General features: G+C 27.5%; 23 protein-coding genes and 1 riboswitch. Of the genes, 6 read left to right on the top strand and 17 right to left on the bottom strand.

From position 1 onward, the window contains the following. The first annotated feature begins 16 nt into the window (after positions 1-16). Positions 17-1,132, top strand: a complete 1,116-nt coding sequence (locus ATCC9714_RS11970; protein ID WP_057545644.1) for an MGDG synthase family glycosyltransferase — start codon at positions 17-19, stop codon at positions 1,130-1,132. A gap of 9 nt (positions 1,133-1,141) precedes the next feature. On the opposite strand, the gene ATCC9714_RS11975 is transcribed toward ATCC9714_RS11970, so the two are convergent. The 4 genes from ATCC9714_RS11975 to ATCC9714_RS11990 form a co-directional block, all read right to left on the bottom strand. Then, positions 1,142-1,828, bottom strand: a complete 687-nt coding sequence (locus tag ATCC9714_RS11975; RefSeq protein WP_021128183.1) for a hypothetical protein — start codon at positions 1,826-1,828, stop codon at positions 1,142-1,144. Between the two features lie 175 nt (positions 1,829-2,003). Beyond that, positions 2,004-3,269 (bottom strand): cation:proton antiporter, encoded by a 1,266-nt coding sequence (locus ATCC9714_RS11980; RefSeq protein ID WP_057545643.1) that lies wholly within the window; start codon positions 3,267-3,269, stop codon positions 2,004-2,006. 284 nt (positions 3,270-3,553) lie between these two features. Beyond that, entirely contained in the window at positions 3,554-4,342 is a 789-nt protein-coding gene (locus tag ATCC9714_RS11985; protein ID WP_021124722.1) for a M23 family metallopeptidase, read from the bottom strand. Positions 4,343-4,938: 596 nt separating this feature from the next. Further along, complete coding sequence (locus ATCC9714_RS11990; protein WP_054630163.1) at positions 4,939-6,837, bottom strand: type I glutamate--ammonia ligase; 1,899 nt, start codon at positions 6,835-6,837, stop codon at positions 4,939-4,941. Positions 6,838-7,058: 221 nt separating this feature from the next. Between ATCC9714_RS11990 and ATCC9714_RS11995 the strand changes: the two genes are divergently transcribed. Further along, positions 7,059-7,898, top strand: a complete 840-nt coding sequence (locus ATCC9714_RS11995) for a 3'-5' exonuclease (protein WP_077065736.1) — start codon at positions 7,059-7,061, stop codon at positions 7,896-7,898. Positions 7,899-7,930: 32 nt separating this feature from the next. Here ATCC9714_RS11995 and ATCC9714_RS12000 read toward each other — a convergent pair whose 3' ends face one another. The 3 genes from ATCC9714_RS12000 to ATCC9714_RS12010 are packed head-to-tail and all read right to left on the bottom strand — an operon-like array spanning position 7,931 to position 10,042. Beyond that, a complete protein-coding gene (locus tag ATCC9714_RS12000) occupies positions 7,931-8,260 on the bottom strand; it encodes a hypothetical protein (RefSeq protein WP_021124728.1) in 330 nt (109 codons plus the stop codon). A 59-nt stretch (positions 8,261-8,319) separates the two neighbouring features. Next, entirely contained in the window at positions 8,320-9,072 is a 753-nt protein-coding gene (locus tag ATCC9714_RS12005) for an exodeoxyribonuclease III (RefSeq protein ID WP_057545642.1), read from the bottom strand. Positions 9,073-9,091: 19 nt separating this feature from the next. Further along, positions 9,092-10,042: a galactose-1-phosphate uridylyltransferase gene (locus ATCC9714_RS12010; RefSeq protein WP_057545641.1), complete on the bottom strand. Its 951-nt coding sequence runs from the start codon at positions 10,040-10,042 to the stop codon at positions 9,092-9,094. Positions 10,043-10,280: 238 nt separating this feature from the next. On the opposite strand from ATCC9714_RS12010, the gene ATCC9714_RS12015 reads away from it, so the two are divergent. Beyond that, a complete protein-coding gene (locus ATCC9714_RS12015; RefSeq protein ID WP_054630161.1) occupies positions 10,281-11,495 on the top strand; it encodes a pyridoxal phosphate-dependent aminotransferase in 1,215 nt (404 codons plus the stop codon). Between the two features lie 41 nt (positions 11,496-11,536). Here the strand turns inward: ATCC9714_RS12015 and ATCC9714_RS12020 are convergent, their stop codons facing one another. Then, positions 11,537-11,989 (bottom strand): MarR family winged helix-turn-helix transcriptional regulator, encoded by a 453-nt coding sequence (locus ATCC9714_RS12020; protein WP_054630160.1) that lies wholly within the window; start codon positions 11,987-11,989, stop codon positions 11,537-11,539. Positions 11,990-12,341: 352 nt separating this feature from the next. On the opposite strand from ATCC9714_RS12020, the gene ATCC9714_RS12025 reads away from it, so the two are divergent. Together ATCC9714_RS12025 and ATCC9714_RS12030 are read left to right on the top strand one after the other, a co-directional pair. Continuing rightward, positions 12,342-13,397 (top strand): PTS sugar transporter subunit IIC, encoded by a 1,056-nt coding sequence (locus ATCC9714_RS12025; RefSeq protein ID WP_330373325.1) that lies wholly within the window; start codon positions 12,342-12,344, stop codon positions 13,395-13,397. 348 nt (positions 13,398-13,745) lie between these two features. Next, the gene (locus ATCC9714_RS12030) at positions 13,746-14,801 is read left to right on the top strand and encodes a PTS sugar transporter subunit IIC (RefSeq protein WP_330367372.1); all 1,056 of its coding nucleotides are present in this window, start codon (positions 13,746-13,748) and stop codon (positions 14,799-14,801) included. 49 nt (positions 14,802-14,850) lie between these two features. Here the strand turns inward: ATCC9714_RS12030 and ATCC9714_RS12035 are convergent, their stop codons facing one another. Genes ATCC9714_RS12035 through modA form a run of 3 tightly spaced genes read right to left on the bottom strand, consistent with a single transcriptional unit; the run spans position 14,851 to position 17,344 of the window. Further along, entirely contained in the window at positions 14,851-15,882 is a 1,032-nt protein-coding gene (locus tag ATCC9714_RS12035) for a sulfate/molybdate ABC transporter ATP-binding protein (RefSeq protein ID WP_057545639.1), read from the bottom strand. A 1-nt stretch (position 15,883) separates the two neighbouring features. Then, positions 15,884-16,558, bottom strand: coding sequence for a molybdate ABC transporter permease subunit (gene modB / locus ATCC9714_RS12040; protein WP_054630158.1), 675 nt, complete (start codon positions 16,556-16,558; stop codon positions 15,884-15,886). Between the two features lie 33 nt (positions 16,559-16,591). Then, positions 16,592-17,344, bottom strand: a complete 753-nt coding sequence (modA, locus tag ATCC9714_RS12045; protein ID WP_057545638.1) for a molybdate ABC transporter substrate-binding protein — start codon at positions 17,342-17,344, stop codon at positions 16,592-16,594. Positions 17,345-17,507: 163 nt separating this feature from the next. Between modA and ATCC9714_RS12050 the strand changes: the two genes are divergently transcribed. Beyond that, complete coding sequence (locus tag ATCC9714_RS12050) at positions 17,508-18,734, top strand: NAD(P)-dependent oxidoreductase (protein WP_330374660.1); 1,227 nt, start codon at positions 17,508-17,510, stop codon at positions 18,732-18,734. Between the two features lie 42 nt (positions 18,735-18,776). On the opposite strand, the gene ATCC9714_RS12055 is transcribed toward ATCC9714_RS12050, so the two are convergent. The 6 genes from ATCC9714_RS12055 to ATCC9714_RS12080 all read right to left on the bottom strand — a co-directional run bounded on the left by ATCC9714_RS12055 (position 18,777) and on the right by ATCC9714_RS12080 (position 23,035). Continuing rightward, positions 18,777-19,163 carry a ribosomal maturation YjgA family protein gene (locus ATCC9714_RS12055; RefSeq protein ID WP_021128199.1) on the bottom strand — a complete coding sequence of 129 codons (387 nt, stop codon included), beginning with the start codon at positions 19,161-19,163 and terminating at the stop codon, positions 18,777-18,779. Positions 19,164-19,245: 82 nt separating this feature from the next. Continuing rightward, positions 19,246-20,184, bottom strand: coding sequence for a polysaccharide deacetylase family protein (locus ATCC9714_RS12060; RefSeq protein WP_054630155.1), 939 nt, complete (start codon positions 20,182-20,184; stop codon positions 19,246-19,248). Between the two features lie 161 nt (positions 20,185-20,345). Then, positions 20,346-20,510, bottom strand: a complete 165-nt coding sequence (locus tag ATCC9714_RS12065; protein WP_021124748.1) for a hypothetical protein — start codon at positions 20,508-20,510, stop codon at positions 20,346-20,348. A 144-nt stretch (positions 20,511-20,654) separates the two neighbouring features. Continuing rightward, the gene (locus ATCC9714_RS12070; protein ID WP_054630154.1) at positions 20,655-21,227 is read right to left on the bottom strand and encodes a xanthine phosphoribosyltransferase; all 573 of its coding nucleotides are present in this window, start codon (positions 21,225-21,227) and stop codon (positions 20,655-20,657) included. Positions 21,228-21,320: 93 nt separating this feature from the next. After that, positions 21,321-21,422: riboswitch (purine riboswitch) on the bottom strand. A 171-nt stretch (positions 21,423-21,593) separates the two neighbouring features. Beyond that, positions 21,594-22,397, bottom strand: a complete 804-nt coding sequence (locus tag ATCC9714_RS12075; protein WP_054630153.1) for a MurR/RpiR family transcriptional regulator — start codon at positions 22,395-22,397, stop codon at positions 21,594-21,596. Between the two features lie 140 nt (positions 22,398-22,537). After that, entirely contained in the window at positions 22,538-23,035 is a 498-nt protein-coding gene (locus ATCC9714_RS12080; RefSeq protein ID WP_054630152.1) for a hypothetical protein, read from the bottom strand. Positions 23,036-23,093 lie beyond the last annotated feature (58 nt).

The raw sequence follows: 23,093 nt of genomic DNA on the forward strand, positions 1-23,093 counted from the left end.
AAAAAGAGGTGATATATTGGATAACACCAACAAAACAATTTTAATTCTTACTGCTCAATTTGGTGCAGGACATGTAAGTGCTGCAAACGCTATAAGAGATTACATACTTGATAAAGAACCTACATATAATATAGTTATCCAAAACTTTATAAGTGCTAGTATTCCACGGATGAACAAACCCCTTGTTAAACTTTACGAGGCTAATACTAAATATACTCCAGGGCTTTATAACTACTATTATTATTTAAAAAAGTCTTTTGACTCAAGACATGATGTATCTTATAAAATGTATACACCTAAATTATCGGAATACATAATACAGACAAATCCGGATCTTATAATATCAACTTTTCCGATGGCATGTGCCTGTGTTGATCATTTTAAATCGAAAAATCCTGATTTTTCAGTACCTACAATAACAGTAGTTACAGATGTTGTAGATAGCCTTGAGTGGATTTATCCTAGTACAGATATGTATTTTGTAGCATCTCATGAAATAAAAAATAGATATGTACAAAAAGGAATAAACCCAAATAAAGTAAAAGTCACAGGAGTTCCAGTAAAAAAAGAGTTTAATAATCACTCTGATATTCAGTATGATAAACATAAGCTTCTTATAGTAGGCGGAGGTAGAGGATTATTTGATATGGAAATTGACTTTTTTTACTATATAGATGAACTTTTAAAGTCTTATAATCATCATTTAGAGGTTACTATTGTATGTGGTAAAAATCATAAACTATATGATAAATTGACAGAAAAAAAACCACTTAGAAATATAAATGTTTTAGGATTTGTAACTAATATGCCATCTCTATTAAAAGATCATACCTTACTTATAACAAAACCCGGTGGTGCAACTTTATTTGAAGCTATACAAAGTGAAATTCCTGTTGTTGTAATGCTTCCTAAAGTAGGTCAGGAAATTGAAAATGCCCGTTTTATAATAGATAAAGGTATAGGAATTATCTATAATGATGAAAATGATTTAAAAGAACTTCTAAATGCAATTGTTTATAGAAAGCTAGATGATAGAGTTTCTTTTATGAAGGAAAATATGATTAAGTTTAAAAAATCTATAGATGGTGATAAAATAGCAAACTTTGTAATAGAAATGCTAGGGACTATATAAAATAGTCCCTTATTTGTTTAAATTTCTATACTTTTCAAAATTTATTACCCTCGTGTCTGATTTTATAAATTTCATATTTTTTAAGTTCCTACCATCTAATATAGGTTTTATTTTCTTTATAATAGAAATTCCGATGATTATTTCTGCCAAAATAAATATAACAGATATAAAAACTTCCATGTTATAGCTAGTTAAATATCCTACCTTGCCTAGACTAATTGCAGCATGTGTTTTAACTAGAATGATTGTCAAAATATGAATGTTTAATATAGAAGTTATTTTGTAAAATTCCCTATATAAATTATTTCTTTTTATAGTATTTAAGATTTGATTATTAGTGTAGTTTAATATTTTCAAAGCATCTATATAAAAAAGCTTGAATATATTTTTATCCAATAGATTTGTTATTATTAAAAATATAGAAGTTAAAATTAAGCAATATATATCATATACATATATATAATAATTGTCATTTAAACTTATTTTTGGAGACTGAATTATTGTGTAAATAGATAAGAAAATTATAGCTGATATATTTACTCTATATTGACTATATCTTACTATAATTGAATATCCTATCCCAATCATTGTGATAATTATTATAGAATAAATCTTATTTTGTCCTTTAATCAAAGAACATAATACAATAGGAGCTATGAAATAAACTAATATATCTCCTATTAACTTTTTTTTCATCAATCCACCCCTTTAATCTATTAGTTTTTTAATTTTTCATATAATTCCATTATAAATTAGTTCTATTTTTTAGTTTTTTTTCCTTCTTTACTTTTTTAAATTTTAATTTTATCAATAATCATTTCATTTTAATAAAAAAGACCTTGTGCTTAAATTTAAACACAAAGTCTTTTATCTATGCTATTTGCTTATCCGTAACTTCTTTTTTATCTTCTTCTAGTAAACCTAATTTATTAGCTAATATTTTTGTTGTACTAGCTTGTACAATTAATGTAATTAATATAGTCATAAATACTACTGAAGAAATTATTTGATAGCCAGGTAATTGCATTGAAACTATTATCCCTGATAATGCAGCAGGTATAACACCAGTTTCTCTTACCCACATCATGAATAACTTTTCTTTAAAATTCCACTTAGCTTCTCTATCAAATAAAGTACAAATTAATACTACTAAAGGTCTAGCAATAAACATTAATACTAGTACGACTAATAAAGATGGTAACCAGTACTTAGCTAACGCAGCTAAGTCCACATGAGTTCCTAGAACTATAAATATAGCCATACGACATAAAGCACTTACGCTTTCTCTGAAAAAATGTTCTGCATGGAAATCTTCTTCTGGAACCCATAGCCCAAATAACTTTCTATTACCAGCTATTAGCCCTGCTATAAATACTGCCATATATCCACTACCATGTAGCTTAGTTGCAACTTCATAAGCTAATGCAACCTTTAAAACAGATATTATAGGCGCATAAGAGTGAAATACTCCCCATTTTTTATCTGATATTAATAATGAGAATATTAATCCTACTAAAACTCCTACTACTAATCCTACTACTACAGACATTAATAACTCTTTTACACTTTCTCCCATAGAAAAAGACCCAGATGTTATAACTGCTAATAAAGTACTTACTAATATAGCTCCAACTGCATCATTAAAAGCCGATTCACTAACTACAGTTTGCTTTATTTTATCTTTTATAGTAACTTGCTTAAATACAGGAATAAGAGCTGCTGGGTCAGTTGATGCAATAACTGCTCCTATTAATAATGCTGTCATTATTGGTAAAGGAAATATTTTACTAGTAGCAAATCCTACTACTATAGTAGATATTATAACTCCCAAAGTTGCCAATAACCCTACACTTACTTTAACCTTATTTAAAACTCTTAAATTTATTTCTCTACCACCTTCATATAATATGAATGCTGATCCAAAAGTTAATATAAGATTATTTTCTATTGGAAAAGACTCTACACTTATTACATTTAATACAGCTGGTCCAATAATTATTCCTGCGATTAAATATAATATTACATCTGGTAGCTTTAATAGCTCACTAACTTTTCCTAATACTATACCCGTTACAACAACTACTGCAAATATGAATAATAAATTATTAGTAGCTATTGCTTCCATTGTGTTTTCCATTTGCCTCACTCCTCCATTTATTTGATTAATTAGTTTTCTAACTATTTTACTTAAACAACGTCTAAGTATAGACCTATTCTACTTAGTTGTCAATCGCCTTTTAATAATTCATTTTATTTCAAAAAGTCTGAAAATTAGTTTTCTAATATTTAAATTTTAAAATATTTTATTTGTTAAATATTTTCGCTTTGTATTTTTTTATTTTTAAACTATTTATTTGTAAATTCTTTAATATATTAAAATAAAAATACCTATGTAGTCTAAAATAACTACATAGGTATTTTCTATCTATTAACTAGCTCTAATGGATTTTTTAATTCTCCATTTACACTTAATTCAAAATGTACATGATTTCCGGTAGATATGCCTGTTGATCCAATCTTAGCAATTGGTTGACCTTTTTCTACTATGTCTCCTTCTTTTACTATGTTTTCACTATTATGTCCATATATAGACACCTTTCCATCAAAATGTTCTATGTAAACAACATTTCCATATCCATTTTTAACTCCAGAGAAAGTTACAACTCCATAATCTGTAGATAGTATATCAAGCCCATAGTTTGCAGGTATATCTATTCCTTTATGAAGTTTTTTCTCTTTAGTTATTGGGTGAATTCTATAGCCAAATGGAGAACTAATTTCATTAAACCCATTTACAGGCCATATTCCACAACTAATATTTTCACCAATATTAGCTTTTAAATTTGATTCTTTCTCATTTAGCTTATTTATTTTTTCAGTTAATCCTTCCTTTAATCCTTCTAGGCCCTCTATCTCAGCTTCAACTACATTTTCATCACTATTAGTGTTTATTAAACTATCATCATCAACAAAACTTAATTGAACAACTTCAACACTTTCATCTAAATTTATTGATTCTTTTTTTGAAAAAATCATATCATCAATTTTGCTTATTTGATTTTGTAAATCTTTTTTCTCTATTTTTAAATTATAGATATCCTTTACAATTTCATCACTTGAGCTACTTGTTGTATCGAGTGCATTTACATTAATTGTGCTTATAGTAGTTATTAAGCTTAATGCTATAAGTAATTTTACTTTTTTTAACATAAGCTTTACCTCCTTTTTTTAATCACTATCTTTTAATATGAGCAATTTAAAAATAAATTATTCATATTTTTAACCATAAATTCACTCACAATAGACAAGTAATCCTAATATTATAATATAAAACATAATTCAACTAGTTCAGTTTCATATTTAAAAGGGGGAGGGTATTGTGTTTAAAAATCAAGAACTTTTATTTGGACTTATATCTAGTTTATTTATACTTATACATACATCTATGTATATACTTCAAGATTTATATATCTCTATTAAATTTAAGCCACTAAAGTTGATCATTAATAAAGTACTTCCTACTATTAGTAGATTAAATACCATCTCTTTAATAATCTCACTTTTTTTTACAGCTTTTCATGTTTATTTGACAAATAGCTCTTTATCTAGTTTTAGTTCTGGTTATTTATTGTTGCTATTGCTATTTTTATCTACTTGCACAAAGCTTAGTTTTTTTAATAGATTTAAATTAAAACAATATTCATCTATACTATCTTATTTATTGACACTAAGTTTAGCCGTACACATATTTTTCAGATAAAAAAAGGAAGTTATCTAATAACCTCCTTTTTTTATCTGAAATCTAATTAAAATATATTTTTTTGATATTGAATATATAATTGTTGTACTTCTTTCATCTTATCTTTCATTTCTATTTGTAAGTCAGATGCTAATTCGTAGTTTTCTTCTTCAATAGCTTCTTTTATTCTAGTAAATAAAGATTTCTTACTCATAGTATCTTTCATTATATAATGTTTTATTTCATTTATTACATCCCATGATACTTCATCTAAAACATCCATATTTTCATTTTCATGTAATTTTTTTAGACTTCTTATTATATCTATATTGTCTTGTATAATTCTATTTTTTAGTTCTTTCTTCCATTTATCTATAGCTCCAGTTTTAAAAGAATCTATAATTGTATCTGTAAATACTCCACCTTGTGTTAATGCTTCTACTTTATATGATTGAATCTCTAAGTTTTTCATATTTTCATATACTGTAGCTGGTGGAGTTGAAAATCTTTTATTTCTTTCATCCATATTATAATCTTCAAACACATCATTTTCATCTCTATATGCTCTATCTTTTTCAAGGTAAAAGCCTACTTCACCTATATCTTTAGATAGTTCTTTTTCTAAATCTTTAATATTCAATTTACTATTAGAAACAGCTTTTATACCATGTAACATAGTCTGATATGTTCCAGCTATTACCAAGTATGTATTAGATAATGGATTTGGAGATCTTAATTCAAATCTAGTAGCTAATGGAGAATTTATATCTCTTATAAGACCTACTAATATAGATCTATTTCTTGAAGGTAATTCATATGTATGCCCTAATGACGTAACTATACATACAGGAGCTTCAAATCCTGGTACAAGTCTGTTGAATCCATCATTAGATGATGTTACAAATGGATTTAAAACTTCATAGTTTCTAAGTATTCCCATTAAAGCCCCATAACCAAATTTAGTTGTATAATCACTTTTCATATCTTTTGGTGAAAACAAGTTAACTATTTTACCATTTTTAAGCTTTGCACTAATGCCAACATGTGTATGTTCACCACTTCCAGCCACTCCATCTAATGGTTTAGCTTTAAAAGTAACCTCAAGCCCATGTCTTGTAAATACATCTTCTATAACTTCTCTTACTAGTAATTCATTATCCGCACATTGAAGTGGTGTTGAATACTTCCAGTCTACTTCTAATTGTTCCATTGCATGATTTGTTTTACCATCCACACTTATAGAACTAGTTATCCCTCCAACTTCTTTATGAGCCATTTCTGGATCTACTCCTAAATTTTGAAGTATTATTAAACTTTCTTCTAAACAAGTTCTAATTATTCCTCTAGTTCTCTTCCAATATTGTTCTTTTAAACTTTGTGACACATGAAGAGCTTCTAAGTCAGCTTTATCCTCTGGAGTATTAACCCAAAACTCTAGTTCTGTAGCAGCTGTTAGGTTTATGCAATCTATATCATTTACATCATTGATACCTAGGTCATCAATCATTTTTGGATTATTAACTATTATTTTCATTACAGAACTTTTTATATATTCTTCTGATTTTTTTAGTATCCCCCTTGAGCAAACTCTACTACCTTCATGTAATAAAAATGCAGGTATTTTTAAAGTTCCTATTGGTAAGTTGCACTTATCACATATATTTTCCATATTATAATCTATATACCAAATAGCATCATTATCTGGCATCAAGTCTACTTTTGCATTATTTAATGTAGCTATATTATAAAGTTCAACACTTGATCCATCTGTTTGTATGCCAGAATTTAAAAAAGCATCAATATCATCTAGGAAAACCTCTATAGGTATTTTTTCATCTATAGAATTACCTCCTAAATCAACACCCATAAGAGAAACAAATCTTATGTTTTTATGTTGAGATAGTATTTCCTTTAAATCTTTTTCATTATGATTATGTTTTTTTATAACATATAATAAAGATTGCATTTTTATCCCCCAATTCACTGATTGTATTTTACGAATCATTTTGCAAAATATTTTTTTATAGTTTGTTTTTATGTTCGTAAGTTAATTTATATTATTATAATATATGCATGTAATATTCGCAATATTTTTAAATTTAAATTCATATAAAAAAATCCTGTGTACAAATTTTTTTCACATAGGGTATACTAAAGTAATAACTAATAATTTTAGGAGAGATTTGTATGGAATATATCGTTTTCGATTTTGAATTTAATCAGGGCTTTGATAAGGAAAATAATAAAACATTTTCTGATGAAAAATGTCCCTTTGAAATAATACAAATAGGAGCTATAAAGTTAGATTCTAACTTTAATATAATCGATAGGTTTAATAGTTTTGTAAAACCCAATATATATAAAGATATTCATCCTTTTGTAGGAAAAATGACTCATATAACTATAGATAAAGTTATAGATGCACCTTCTTTTAGTTCTGTTTATAAAGATTTTAAAAAATTTATATCCAATAAATCAAATATAATGTGTGTTTGGGGATCTGGTGATTTAAAAGAACTCTATAGAAATATAAATTACTATTCATTGCCAACCAAAGGACTTCCAAAGTTATATATAAATGTTCAACAATATGCTTCTGTTTATTTTAATAATCCAACAGGTCAAAGCATAGGACTACAAAATGCAGTTCAAATGCTACAACTCGAGCAAGATAAAGCTTATCATGATGCATTAAATGATGCTTACTATACATCACTTGTTCTAAAAAATATATATAATGAAAATGTAGTTCCTGATACGTATATTTACACACCAGTAAAACCAAATAGAACTAGATCTAAGACAGCTAAGAAAAAAGTAGATTATGCTAGCTTATTTGAAGAATTTAAGAAGATATTAGACAGAGATCTAACTTCAGATGATAGAAAAATAATTGATTTAGCATATAAGATGGGAAAAACTAACCAATTCTTAATAGATGATATAATAGAAACTACTAATAAATCTAAAAAGAAATGTAGCAAATCTAAGCCAAGAAATGGTTTAAAATATAAAAAAAGAAGATAAAGTCCTCAAATATGAGGATTTTATCTTCTTTTTTAATTAGAATTTAAAAATAACATCTTAATATCTTCATATTGTGCAAATTCAACAAACTCTATAGACTTATCTTCATTTCTGTATTTATTATCTTTACCTATAAATACCTCTACATCACCAATATGATTATATATCTCGTCTATAATATTAATAAAATCTTCACTCTTTAAACTCTCTCCTTTTGATTTTACTAATACTATGCTTTTATTTTCTTCATTTTTTAAGATTTTTTCAATTCCAAATAATAAACTTTCTTCTTTTATATAAACAACTTGAGCTCCCAACTCTATTCCTTTATTAACTTTTTCTTTAAGCTGTATTAAATTCATAATACCCTCCTTTATTTAAAGTATATTAAATTATATTAAAGGCATTATAAATTTATGTTTTATTTTATAACTAATTCTACAGGACAATGATCAGAACCTAAAACCTCTGTATGAATATTAGCAGAAACCAATCTCTCTTCTAATTTTTTAGAAACGCAGAAGTAATCTATTCTCCATCCTGCATTATTTTTTCTTGCATTGAATCTATAAGACCACCAGCTATAAACTCCTTCTTTATCTGGGTTAAAGTATCTATAACTATCTATAAATCCTGAATCTAAAAACTCTGAAAATTTATTTCTTTCTTCGTCTGTAAATCCTGCATTTTTTCTATTAGTTTTTGGATTTTTTAGATCTATCTCTCTATGAGCTACATTTAAATCTCCACACATTATTACAGGTTTTATATCATCTAATCTATCTAAATATTCTCTAAAATCATCTTCCCATTTCATTCTATAATCAAGTCTCTTTAATCCTTGTTGAGAGTTAGGTGTATATACTGTTACAAAATGGAAATCTTCAAATTCTAAGGTAATAACCCTACCTTCATTATCATGATCTTCTATTCCAATCCCATAATGCACGCTAATTGGTTTTTGTTTTGTAAATACAGCCGTTCCTGAGTATCCTTTTTTAACTGCATAATTCCAATAATCGTAATATCCTTCAAGTTCTAAATCAATTTGTCCTTCTTGAAGCTTAGTTTCTTGTAAACAAAATATATCCGCATCTATTTCTTTAAAAAAGTCCATAAATCCTTTTGTTACACATGCTCTTAATCCATTCACGTTCCATGATATAAATTTCATAACTATCTCCTTTGTTTTTCTAATTAAATTTTATTTTATTTGCGAAATCTTTTGGTATCACTGATGATACATATATTCCATTACTTATCTCAAATCCTCCAAAGCTATACTTTCTTGGTATTATATGAAAATGTAAGTTTAATAACTCACTCCCTTTTAAATTTTTAGGATGAGTATGTAGATATAAATTAAAAGGCATGTATCCACAAACTTTGTATATATTCTTAAATAATTTATCAAATATATATGAAAGTTCTTCTACATTATTTAAAGTTAAATCTTCAAACTTTGAATTATCTTTGCATATTACTCTAACTTCGTTCCCATATATAGAAGCATATGGTACTAATACTATAAACTTTTCCCCATTATATACAACTCTTTCATTTAACAATATTTCTTTATCTATTATTTTTTCATATAAGTTTTCTTTTTTTTCATGATAATTTTTATTTAATATATCGATTTCATTTCTTATTTCTTTAGGAATTATAGACATAGAAATTATCTGAGAATGAGGATGAGATAATGATGCTCCTGCTTTTTTTAAGAAATTTTTAAATATACTTACATATAAAACATCTTCATCTCCTATATATTCTTTATACCTATTTTGATATATTAAAAACATATTTTTAAATTCTTCTCCATTCATATTATAAAAAGATTTATTATGTTTATAGTTATCTATAATAACCTCATGAGTACCTTTTACTAAATTGAAGCTTTTATCTATAATAGGAAACTTGTTATAAACTGATCTACAAATCCATTTTCCATTTTCTTTGATTTCAAATGTTTCTTCTGGAGAATAACGTTCATTTCCTCTACAAAAAGGACATTTCCTATCATATTCTTCAAATACTTCTTCTTCATCTTTTATAGGTTTTAAGTCTGTAGGCCTTGTTATCCTATCAGGTGCATATATAATCATATCCCCACTAAATACATCCACTTTTAAATCCTTCATATCGTACACCTCTTTTTAGGGTATTTTTTATATTTTGTGTATTTTTAATTATTAACTTATACCTAAAAGTTAATAAAATTCATTATTATAATTTTACATATTTTCCATTAAAATGTAAATCTTATTGCATACCTGTATACTTTTTGAAAACTAAGTGCTTTTTAGTATTAACTATGCTATCATACTCTTGTGAGGGGATTTTACAGACTTTTCAAACAAATTACAGGGGGTATTGAAAATGAATTTTTCTAACAGAGTGATCTCTATGCAATCTTCACCTATAAGAAAGTTAGTTCCTTATGCTACATCAGCAAAAGAAAGGGGTATTAAGGTTTATCATTTAAATATAGGACAACCTGATATAAAAACACCTAAAGGTTTTTTTGAAGCTATAAATAAGTTTAATAGTAATGTTTTAGAGTATGCTGTTTCTCAAGGTTTGCCTGAACTTATTGATGCAATGATAAATTACTACTCCACATATAATATGCACTTTGAAAAAGATGAAATACTTATAACTAACGGAGGTAGTGAAGCTTTATTATTTGCAATGATGGCTACTTGCGATCCAGGTGATAATATATTAGTTCCTGAACCATTTTATACTAATTACAATGGTTTTAGTTCTTCTGTAAATGTTGTAGTTAAACCTATAACTACTCATCCTGAAAATGGATTTCATTTACCTAATAAATCTGAAATTTTATCAAAAATTGATAAAAATACGAAAGCTATACTTATATCAAATCCAGGGAACCCAACAGGAACGGTTTATACAAAAGAAGAAGTTTACATGTTAGCCGATATAGCTAAAGAAAATAATTTATGGATAATTGCTGATGAAGTTTATAGAGAATTTGTTTATGATAGTCTTGATTATATAAGTTTTGGAAATATAGATGAAATAAAAGACAGAGTTATAATAGTTGATAGTGTATCCAAAAGATATAGTGCATGTGGAGCTAGAATAGGTTCTTTGGCATCTAAAAATAAAGACTTTATACACGAAGTATTAAAATTGTGCCAAGGGAGATTATGTGTCGCTACCCTTGATCAGGTTGGATCAGTAGAACTTTATAAAACTCCTAAAACTTATTTTAAAGAAGTTAATGATGAGTATAAAAAAAGAAGAGATGTTTTATACAATGAATTAATGAAGGTTGAAGGAGTAATATGTGAAAAACCTACAGGAGCATTTTACATACTTGCTAAATTACCAGTAGAAAATGCTGAAGATTTTGTTATTTGGATGCTAAATGAATTTAACGTAGACGGTGAAACTGTTATGGCTTGTCCTGCTGAAGGTTTCTATGCAACTAAAGGACTTGGAAAAAGTGAAATAAGACTTGCTTATATCCTTAATGAACATGATTTAAAAACAGCTGCTAATATATTAAAACAAGGTCTTGAAAAATATATGGAAGTAAAAAATATATTATCTACTAATATTTAAAATAAAAACAGGTTAAAGTTAACTTTAACCTGTTTTTTAATCTACTTAAATTCTTCTTTTACAAGTATATCTTCGAGATTTTTTATAGATACCATAAATTTTTCTCTATCATTTTTATCTAATTCTAAAAATTTCTTTTCAAGCTTATCCCCTAACTCTTCTAAAAAATCTTTAGCTATATTATCCCCTTCACTTGTAAGGTTTAATATATATTTTCTTCTATCTCTAGAATCTCTTGTTCTTGTTAAGTATCCCTTTTTATTTAGGTCATCTACCATAGTAGTAAGACTTCCCTTTTCTATATTTAATTTTTCACATAAGTCCGTCATTGTTATTTCCCCATTATTTTTTATAAATACAAGTGCTCTTAATTGAGTTCTATTTACATCGGTATTTGCTGCATATTCTTTTAAAGATTCTAGATATAAACTTGCATGTATCTTTGGAAAAGTTTTAGATACAAAGTCTATAATATCTTTTATTATTTCATTCATATTTTCACCTCCAACCCCTTTAGATTATCGTCAAATACTAGTTTACACTAATTCTTTTGTATAAACAACACCAAAACAACAATTCATGTTTATTAAAGCTTTTCAATATTTTTTAAATTCCATTTTATTTTCTACATTTTTCTACATATTTTTATATATAGACTATTTATAAAATAAATATTTTTATAATTTTTTTTAAAATTTATTTTACTTTCTATCTTTTTCTACATTTTTCTACATTTTACAGCATTTACAAATTTAATATTTTATAATATAATTTTAATTACTGCTTAAAAAGCGTAGGAAATCAATAACGACTATTTATTTTAATCATCGAGGAGGAAATTTTTTTATGATGCAAATTATAACGAGTACAGCATTACTATTGGCTGTACTAGCATTATTCAGTTTATTTTGTTACAAAGCACCTTATGGTATGAAAGCTATGGGTGCATTAGCAAGTGCTGCTTGCGCAAGTTTTTTAGTTCAAGCATTTCATGGTGCATTATTCGGAGAACAAGTTCATATCGCATTCTTAGGAAGTGTTGGATCTGCTACTGGTAGTTTAAGTGGAGTTGCTGCAGCTATATTAGTTCCATTAGCTTTAGGTGTATCTCCAGTATATGCAGTTTTAGTTGGTTTATCAGTTTCTGGTTTCGGAATACTTCCAGGATTTGTTGCAGGATATTTAACAGCATTTGTTGTTAAATTCTTAGAGAAAAAAGCTCCTGCTGGTCTTGATTTAATAATTATAATATTAATTGCTGCTCCTTTATCAAGAGGAATCGCTACATTTATGGATCCACTTGTAAAATCTACATTAATGCAAATAGGGCAAGCTTTAACAGCTGCTTCTTCAACATCTCCAATATTTATGGCTATAATACTAGGAGGATTAATAACTGTTGTTGGTAATACACCTTTATCATCAATGGCATTAACATCTGTAATAGGATTAACTGGACTTCCAATGGCAATAGGTGCATTAGCAGTATTCGGTTCTTCTTTCACAAACTTCGTATTTTTCTCTAAAATGAAATTTGGTGATAAAAAAGATACTATTTCTGTTGCAATAGAACCATTAACTCAATCAGATGTAATATCTGCAAATCCAATACCAATATTTACTACTAACTTTATAGGCGGAGCATTATCAGGTATCGTAGTTGCTTTAGTAAGTATGTACGTTGCTCCACTTGCAATAAGCGTTCCTGGTATGGCTACTCCAATCGCTGGCTTTGCTGTAGCAGTTGGACAAAACGGAACTCCTGCTTTAATTGCTGCTGGTGGATGTATAGTAGCAAGTGTATTCTCTGGATTATTAGGCCATAGAATATTCAGTAACCACAAAATAGTTACTGTTGCTGAAATACGTGGTGACAAAAACAACGAATGTACTGCTGCTTAGACCAGTATGTTTTACATAAAATGAGATTATAAAAAAAGCTGCTTTTACATTGTTAAAAGTAGCTTTTTTCATGTTAAGAACAATTTTCATAAAAAATCTTGATTATTCAAAATATAAACTAGCATATATCTACTCTTTAATAACACTCCAAAACAGCAATCTGATACGATTGTAAATTTAACACTATTTTTCAAATTTTACTTTATTTTCTAACTCTTTCTACATTTTTCTACATTTAAACTATTTACAAAAATAATTTTTTATAATATAATTTAGTCATAACCTGATAAAAAGCTCAGGAAAACAGTAACAAGCATTTATTTATTTTTTTAAGGAGGAAATTTTATTATGATGCAAATACTTACAAGTACGGCATTATTATTAGTTGTACTGGCATTATTCACTTTATTTAGTTACAAGGCACCACATGGTATGAAAGCAATGGGTGCATTAGCAAGTGCTGCTTGCGCAAGTTTCTTAGTTGAAGCATTCCACGCTTCATTATTTGGTCAACAATTTGGAGTTAAATTCTTAGAGCAAGTTGGAGCTGCAAACGGTAGCTTAGGTGGAGTTGCCGCTGCTATATTAGTACCATTAGCTTTAGGTGTATCTCCAGTTTACGCTGTTTTAGTTGGTTTATCAGTTTCAGGATTTGGTATACTTCCTGGTTTCGTTGCTGGTTATTTAATATCATTCGTTGTTAAGTTCTTAGAGGAAAAAACTCCTGCTGGACTTGACTTAATAGTAATAATATTAATAGCTGCTCCTTTATCAAGAGGGATAGCTCAAGTTATGAACCCAATAGTTAACGATACTTTAATGCAAATAGGACAAGCTTTAACAGCTGCTTCTACTGCTTCTCCAATATTAATGGGTATAATTCTTGGTGGATTAATAACAGTTGTTGCTACTGCTCCATTATCATCAATGGCTTTAACATCTATAATAGGATTAACAGGTCTTCCAATGGCAATAGGTGCATTAGCAGTATTTGGTTCTTCTTTCATGAACTTCGTATTCTTCTCTAGAATGAAGTTTGGTGATAAGAAAGATACAATAGCAGTTGCTATAGAACCATTAACTCAATCAGATATAATATCTGCTAACCCAATTCCAGTATTCTGTACTAACTTTATAGGTGGAGCATTATCAGGTGTTGTAGTTGCTTTAATAAGTAGTTATGTTGCACCACTTGCAATAAGCGTTCCTGGTATGGCTACTCCAATAGCTGGTTTCGCTGTAGCAGTTGGACAAAATGGAACTCCTGCTTTAATGGCTGCTGCTGGATGTATAGTAGTAAGTATTGCTGCTGGATTCATAGGACATGCATTATTCAAGAACTACAAAATAGTAAAAGCTGATGTAATCCGTGGAAATGGAAACAATGAAGACACTGCTGCTTAGTCAGCATAATATATAAAAAAGCACATCAAAAGATGTGCTTTTTATTTGTTTAAAATAACCAAAGTTTATCTTTATTAAATTCTATATTTAGATAATTTGTACTTAATGGATTTATTTCATTCTTTTTAATTCTCATATAAATAGTACTTTTATCAGATTCTTTTTCTTTTTTTAATAAAACAGTATAATCAAATGGATTTTCAATAATATTTAAAATTTCCATCTTTATAAAATTATTTTCAGAAATTTTAATTTCATCTTCTCTAATGCAAATGTATTTTTTATTCTTATTAGTTCCTTTATAAGGTATCTCTATATCCCAATCTAATGCATTTATTAATTCATCATTTATATATGATATCCGAGATATATTTTTAAACCCAGTTAGTCTTGCTTCTTTTATTGATTCAGGTTTCTCAAATAAATCATATTTATTCTTTTTATTTAAAACAACTCCTTCATCATAAACAACAATTTCATCACAAATTCGATATGCCTCATTTATGTTATGAGTAACAAATATAGAATTTCCATTGTAATTTTTCAAAGTATTTACTAAATTTTCTTCCATTTGATCTCTTAAATTATAATCTAAAGCCGAAAATGGTTCATCTAATAATAATATATCAGGCTTTTTAGCCAATGCCCTAGCAATAGCAACTCTTTGTTGCTGCCCTCCAGAAAGTTGTCTTGGATATAAATCTTTAAAATTTTCTAAATTAAAATCTTTTAAATAATCAGAGCAAATTTTTTCTTTTATATCCTTATCTATATCAACTAATCCTATTTTTATGTTTTCTCCAACTGTCATATGAGGAAAAAGAGCATAGTTTTGAAATACAAATCCTATATTACGTTCTTGAGGTGATAGATTTATGTTCAAGTTAGAATCATATAACACTTTATCATTTACCTTTATAACTCCTTTATCTGGTGTTTCAAGCCCAGCTATACACTTTAAAGTCATACTCTTTCCACAACCCGATTCCCCTAATAATCCCAAAATCCCACTATCCTGATTTAATTTTACTTTTAATTTAAACTTATTTATCTTTTTTTCTATATCTATATATAAAGACATATTAGTTTCCCTTTCCAAATTTTCTTTGTTTAGAATTTAATGTTAAATTAGATAAAACTATTACACTTGATGCAATTCCAATAATAATCAAAACCCACAACATAGCTTGATTCATATCTCCACTTTCCACAGCAAAAAATATGGCAATAGGCATAGTTTGAGTTTTTCCAGGTATATTCCCAGCTATCATAAGAGTTGCTCCAAATTCTCCCAAGGCCCTTGCAAAAGATAATACGGTAGCACTAATTATTCCTGGATATGCTAGAGGTATAATTATTCTTAAAAATATTTTTTTATTACTTAACCCCAAAGTTCTAGCTGCCGATATCATGTCTTCATCAATTTGCTCAAACGCACCTCTACTAGTTCTATACATAATAGGAAAAGATACCACTGCCGCCGATATGACAGTTGCTGACCAAGTAAAAATTAAATTTATATCTAAATCTTCAAGCAATATGCCTATAGGCCCATTTTTTCCTATTATAATTAGCAAAAAAAATCCTACTACAGTAGGCGGTAATATAAGTGGTAGTGTTAATACTGTATCTATAAAACTTTGGTACTTTCCTTTATAGCACGTCATTTTATAAGCTATAATTATTCCAAATACAAAAGTTATTACAGTAGATGTCAGTGCTGTTTTTATTGATATAATCAATGGGGAAATATCCATTTTTAATTCTCCTTAATTCTAATAAATTTTAACCTATGAAACATATCCATAACTTTCTAATATTTTCTTACTTTCTTCACTTTGTAAGAATTTACTAAGCTTAGAAGCTTCTTCTAAATTATTTCCTTTCTTCATAACTCCAATTGGATATATTATTGGTGAATGTAAATTATCATCAATACTAACTGTATTTAGATTTCTATGATGAGTAGTATCACTTGAGTATAAAAATCCAGCATCTACATTTCCTGATATAACCCATGCTAAGACTTCTTTTGCATCTTTTCCATATATAAGCTTATTTTCCACATAAGGTTTTATACCTGTATTTACTATTACTTCCTCTGCATATTGTCCAACTGGAACAGTTTTAACTTCACCTATACCAATTCTTTTATAATCATCACCTTTTAAGTCTTCAATACTATGTATATCTTTAGTACTACTTACTAAAACTAACTTATTTCTCACTAAGTCTTTATATTTATTATCTAATAGATAGTTTTTATCTTTAAGTTCATCCATATATTTCTTAGATGCTGATATAAATATCTCACACGGGGCCCCTTGAACTATTTGTTGTTTTAAAGATCCTGATGATCCAAAATTCAATACTAAGTCCACATTACTATTATTTTTTTCATAAATTTCTTCAATTTTTAAAAGTGGATCTTTTAAACTAGATGCCACACTTAAATGAACTTTTGTTTTTTCGTCTTTCTTACATCCAATAACTATTATCCCAATCATTGCTATCACAATAGAAATTATGACTTTTTTTTGCATGATAAATACCTCCTAAGTTTATACTGTTATTATATAATCAGTTGTTTTTCTAGTCAATTCGCCTTAATATTGTATTTCTTTTTCAAATTTCGACTTATACGTATATTCTAAATAGCCATTATAGGATATAATAACTATATATTAAATATAGGTGGTGATGATTTTGTTGGATTTAAAATTAGAAGCTAATAGATGCTTGGTATGTAAAAATGCTAGATGTAAAAGTGCTTGTCCAATAAGCACAGATATACCAACTGTCATAAATTTATATAAAGAAAATAAAATAAAAGAAGCTGGAGAGATTTTATTTAAAAATAATCCTCTTTCTGCTGTATGTGCAATAGTATGTCCTCATGAAGATCAATGTGCTGGAAATTGTATAAGAGGAATCAAAGGGGAGCCTATTCAGTTTTATAAAATAGAAGAAGAAATTTCTAAAAAGTTTTTAGAAGAAGCTTCTGTTGATTCTCTTCCTAAAAACAACAAAAATATAGCTATTGTTGGATCTGGACCTGCTGGCCTTACAGTAGCACTTGAACTCGCTAAAAAAGGTTATAATATAACTGTATTTGAAAAAAATGATCAGTTAGGCGGTATACTTAGATATGGTATCCCTGAATTTAGATTGCCTAGAGATATAATTGATAATTTAGTTAAAATATTAAAAAATATGGGTGTTAAGTTTAAAATCAATGCTACAGTTGGACCGGTTATAACTATAGAAAAATTATTTAAAGATGGTTATGATGCTATATTTATAGGTACTGGAGTTTGGAACCCTAGAAGATTAGATATACCTGGAGAAAGTTTAGGTCACATACATTATGCTATAGACTACTTAAGATCTCCTAAAAATTATGACCTTGGAGATAATGTAATTGTTGTAGGTGCTGGTAATGTTGCTATGGATGCTGCTAGAAGCGCTAAACATTACGGTTCTAAAAATGTATATGTAGCTTATAGACGTGATTTTGAAGACATGACAGCTACAAAAGCTGAAATAAAAGAGGCTATCGAAGAAGATGTAGAATTTATGATTTACAAAGCTCCTATTAAAATAGTTAATGAAGGAATAATATTAGCAGATACAAAAAAAGTAATAGATGAAAATGGAAAATCTACTTTAATAACTGTTGAAGGCAGTGAAAAATTATATAAATGTGATTCTGTTTTAGTTGCAGTTAGCCAAACGCCTAGAAATACAATAGTATCAAATAACAAAGGACTTGATGTTAATAATAGAGGTCTAATTATGACTGATGACAGCGGTCATACTACATTAGATGGAGTATTTGCTTGTGGTGATGTAACTCATGGAGCTAAAACGGTTATAGAGGCTGTTGTAGCTGCAAAGAAAGTTTCCGAGTCTATAGATGAATATCTAAAATAATTAATAAAAAAACATATACCTTTATATAAAGGTATATGTTTTTTATTTTATAATATTTTTTATTACATAATTATCAAATATTACCCCCATTATTATACCTATACTATAGCTTATTAAATCTTCATATAAAAACCCATGACCTAAAATTAATCCTCCAAGTGTAGTATTTCGTATGCTATTTATCCAATTTGCTTGATACAATTGACTTATTTCAATAGAGAAAGAAAAAAGTATAGCAACTAAAAACGCTTTAGAAATATTTTTTTTAGACATTAAAAATCTTAATCCAAAATATATCATCATAGCCCAAAGTAAATCCCCTATAAATGGTGCAATCAACTTAGGAAATATAAACATAAATTTTCTAGATAGTATTCCTAAAGCCATTACACTTATGGTTATTAAAAAATATATTATTCTTTTTTTCATAAATAATTCTCCCTTAAAGTATAATTACTAATAATAAAAAGGAGCTTAAAAAGCTCCTTTTTATTATTAAATACTATTTTTATTAAACTAATACTTTAAATTGATACCCGTTATCTTTAAAGTATTTTATTATTTGTGGAAGAGCTTTAGCTGTATTTTCTTTACCGTAAGTATCATGCATTAAAACTACTACCATTTCTTTTCCTTCTGCACTCTTAACTGCGTAATTATAAAGTTCTTCAGGATTCTTTTTCTTACCTTCAGCATCTCCACTTAAAGCATTCCAGTCAATAGATGCCATATGATTTTGTGCTAAATATTGATCTAGAGGTTCCATTCCCTTCCAAGACATGTGACCTCCTGGACATCTTATAACTTCTGTTGAGAAGTGAGGACCTAGCACTTGTTTTAATATATCATCTGTCTTTTTAAAGTCAGCTTTAAATGAATCTAAATTTAAAACTCTATTTGGATATAATATACCATAATCGTGACTATAAGAGTGATTAGCTATAGCGTGGCCTGCATTAAATTCTTGTTTTATAAGTTCCTTAGCTTTATCTCCACCACGTTCTATGTTTTGTCCTGTTAAGAAAAATGTCGCTTTAACTTTTTCTTTATCTAACACTTTTAAAACTTCTGGAGTAACTGTAGTTGATGTTCCATCATCAAAAGTTAAAAATACTATTTTTTGACCATTATTAGAGTAATCTCCACTCTTTAGTTTTTCTGCAACTTTTTTCGCACTATAGCTGTAGCTTTCTGCTCCATGTTTAACTCCAACTATTTTCTTTTTAGCTTCTTCTGCTTCTTTCTTTTTTCTTGCTTCCTCAGCTAATCTTTTTTGTTCTGCCACTTTTTGCTCTTGCTTCTCTTTTATAGTTTCATCTACATAAGCTTTAACCTTATTAGCACAACCAAATATAACTAAGCATGCAACCATAAGTAAAAATGCTCTTTTGACATTCTTTTTCATCTTTCTTTTTTTATTATTTGGATTTTCAAATATATTTCTGCTCATATTATTTCCCCCCTATCTGTCACTTTTTGTCACATTTTCTTATAAAATAATTATACTATATATACCTATCAAATTGTATTACATATTCGTAACAACTATTTCAAAATAGTAACATATTTTAAAAATTGTAAATATAAAAAAACTGCTTTCGCAGTTTATTTTCAAATATATTTTTTTACTTTTTTCTCCTCTTCTCCAATACAAAACAAAGAAACCTTGCCAAGTTCTTCTTCATATCTAGCAAATGTATTTACAATGAAAAATGTTAAGCCCATAAATATTAAAACTAAGGTAATCCCAATTACCAGTTTTATCTTTAGCCTCATCTGGGACCTCCCCTTTTATTCCATTTTTTTCCTATATTATAATTATATAATATTTTTTTTACATTTGATAGCAAATATAATGTATTTTTTCCTACAAATTACTACATATTTTTACAAAACAAAAAGCTAGATGTAATCTAGCCTTTATCTAAAATTAATTTTCCCATTTTCAATAGAATCTAGCACTACTAAAGATTGTAAGTTTACACCTTTTTCTTGTAATAACTTTCCACCGTCTTGGAATCCTTTTTCAATAACAATCCCTACTCCAACTAAATTGGCATTTGCTTGTTCTACTAGTTCTTTTAATCCTATAGCAGCTCTTCCGTTCGCTAAAAAATCATCCAATACTAGTATGTTTTCACCTTCATTTAGATATCTTTTAGAAACTCTTATAGTATATTCTTTAGCCTTTGTAAAAGAATATACCTTAGATTCATATACATCTTTATCTAAGTTTTTCGACTCTACCTTTTTCGCAAATACAACTGGTACATTTGAAAAATGTTGAGAAGCAATAGATGCTATTGCTATACCAGAAGCTTCTATAGTTAATATTTTATCTATTTTCTTTCCTTCAAATCTTTTTGCAAATTCTTTTCCTATTTCATTTAGAAATGCAACATCTAATTGATGGTTTAAAAAATTATCAACTTTTAATATATCATTTCCTGAAACCCTACCTTCAGTAATTATCTTTTCTTTTAACTTCTCCATTTAAATTCCTCCAAGCTTAGTATCCTGCATAAATACTATTGAGAAAGTTTAAAAAACTCCTGTCTTTAAACAGGAGTTTTCATTTACTATGTGTATAATAAATAAACTTCCTGTAGTCAAGTCATTTACGGTGACTTGGTAGAAACTCTTGACCCTTATCGTCAAATTTATACAGGTTTTTGATTTTTTTAATTATATTATTATAAATCATTAAAAGATATTAATCAATGTTTATTTACTTATCTTATATAATTATTTTTATATTGAAATATTTTTATATGCTTTAACAATAAATAATACACTTAAGTTTTTGAATTATTAAATATAATGTTTATTTATATCAATTCCTATGTAAGTAAAAAATCTCTAATAACTATTATATATACTTTTTCTTATTTTCTGTGTATATACTTTATCTAATTGTTCTAATTTCTCACAAATTTCTTCTAGTACTATCAATTGAGAAGTTTGAGTGATTAAAGACGTTCCCTGAGCTAAAACATCCTTACTAGCTGTCAATAATGTATAATCGCTTAAATCAGAAATTTTAGATGGTCTATAATTTGTTATACCAATTATAGTAGCCCCTCTATTTTTTGCTATTTCTAAATGCTTAATAGTATCAATAGTCTTTCCGGATACTGAAAGACCTATTACAACATCATTTTCTTTAATTAAATTTGCTTTTATAAGTTCTATATGATTATCACTAAATGCAAATGTATTATAACCCATAAAAGATAACCTTATCTCGGCAGCTTTAGCTGATAAATTCGATAACCCAAGTCCAAATATGTATATATTATTTGCATTTTTTATAACTTTTGCTACATTTAATAACGTCTCATCATCATGAAGCGCTATAGTATGTTCTAGCATAGTTTGTATACTCTCATAGGTTTTATTTTTAGCTTCTCTTTTATTATTTTCACTTTTATTTTCAATTATTTCTATAATATCTTTTTTAAATTCATAATATCCACTATAACCTATTTTTTTTGCAAATCTAAATATAGTAGCTTCTCCAACTCCACATTTTTTAGCTACATCAGTTACAGAAACGTAAGCAATATGCTTCATATTTTCTATTGTATAAGTTGCTACTTTCTGTTCTGATTTTGTAAGAGATGAATAAGCGCTTTTTATTTGTGTTATTAAATCTACTTCCACTAAATTTCTCTCCCTCTATTTTTATATAAAAATTTTATATAAAATATTTATGATGTCTTAATTATAGCATTAGTTCAATTTAGCATCAATAATAGTATATTTAATACTTCACCTTTGAATTTATTTATCTTTTTGCTATTTTATAAACCTGTTTCTTCCGTAAATTCTGATGAATTTATGTCTTGATCTAATGGTATTTCTTCTGGAGTTTCTACGATTGGTGGTTCTGGCGTCGGTAATTCTTCAGTTGGTAGTTCTTCTTCAGTTGGTGAATCTATTGGTTTCGAAACTATTGGTTCTTTTGATTCTTCATGAATAACTTGTGGTTTTATAGTTGATGTATTATTAAACATGCTTGGCTGTGTATTAGATTTCACTTGGGAATTAGTTATATTTGTATAACTACCATTTTTTACTTTTAAATTTTTAATATCTTTTTCAAGAACAATATCTTCTTTTAATTCAGTTTTGTTTTCTTTTTCATCATTCATATCATAGTTCTTTATATTTTCTCTTGAAGCTATCTTAGTGTAATTCTCATCAGCTAATACTATCGGTCCTTGAGATAATGTAAAACTAGTTACTAAAGTAGTTGTTAGTATGGTTGAAACTACTATAACTTTACTTTCTTTTTTCATTTGTTTACTCCTTTTTAATTTTTTTATATGTATTCCATTAGTTATATATATTTTCCTC

This window comes from Paraclostridium sordellii (genome assembly GCF_000953675.1).
Lineage (GTDB): Bacteria > Bacillota > Clostridia > Peptostreptococcales > Peptostreptococcaceae > Paraclostridium > Paraclostridium sordellii.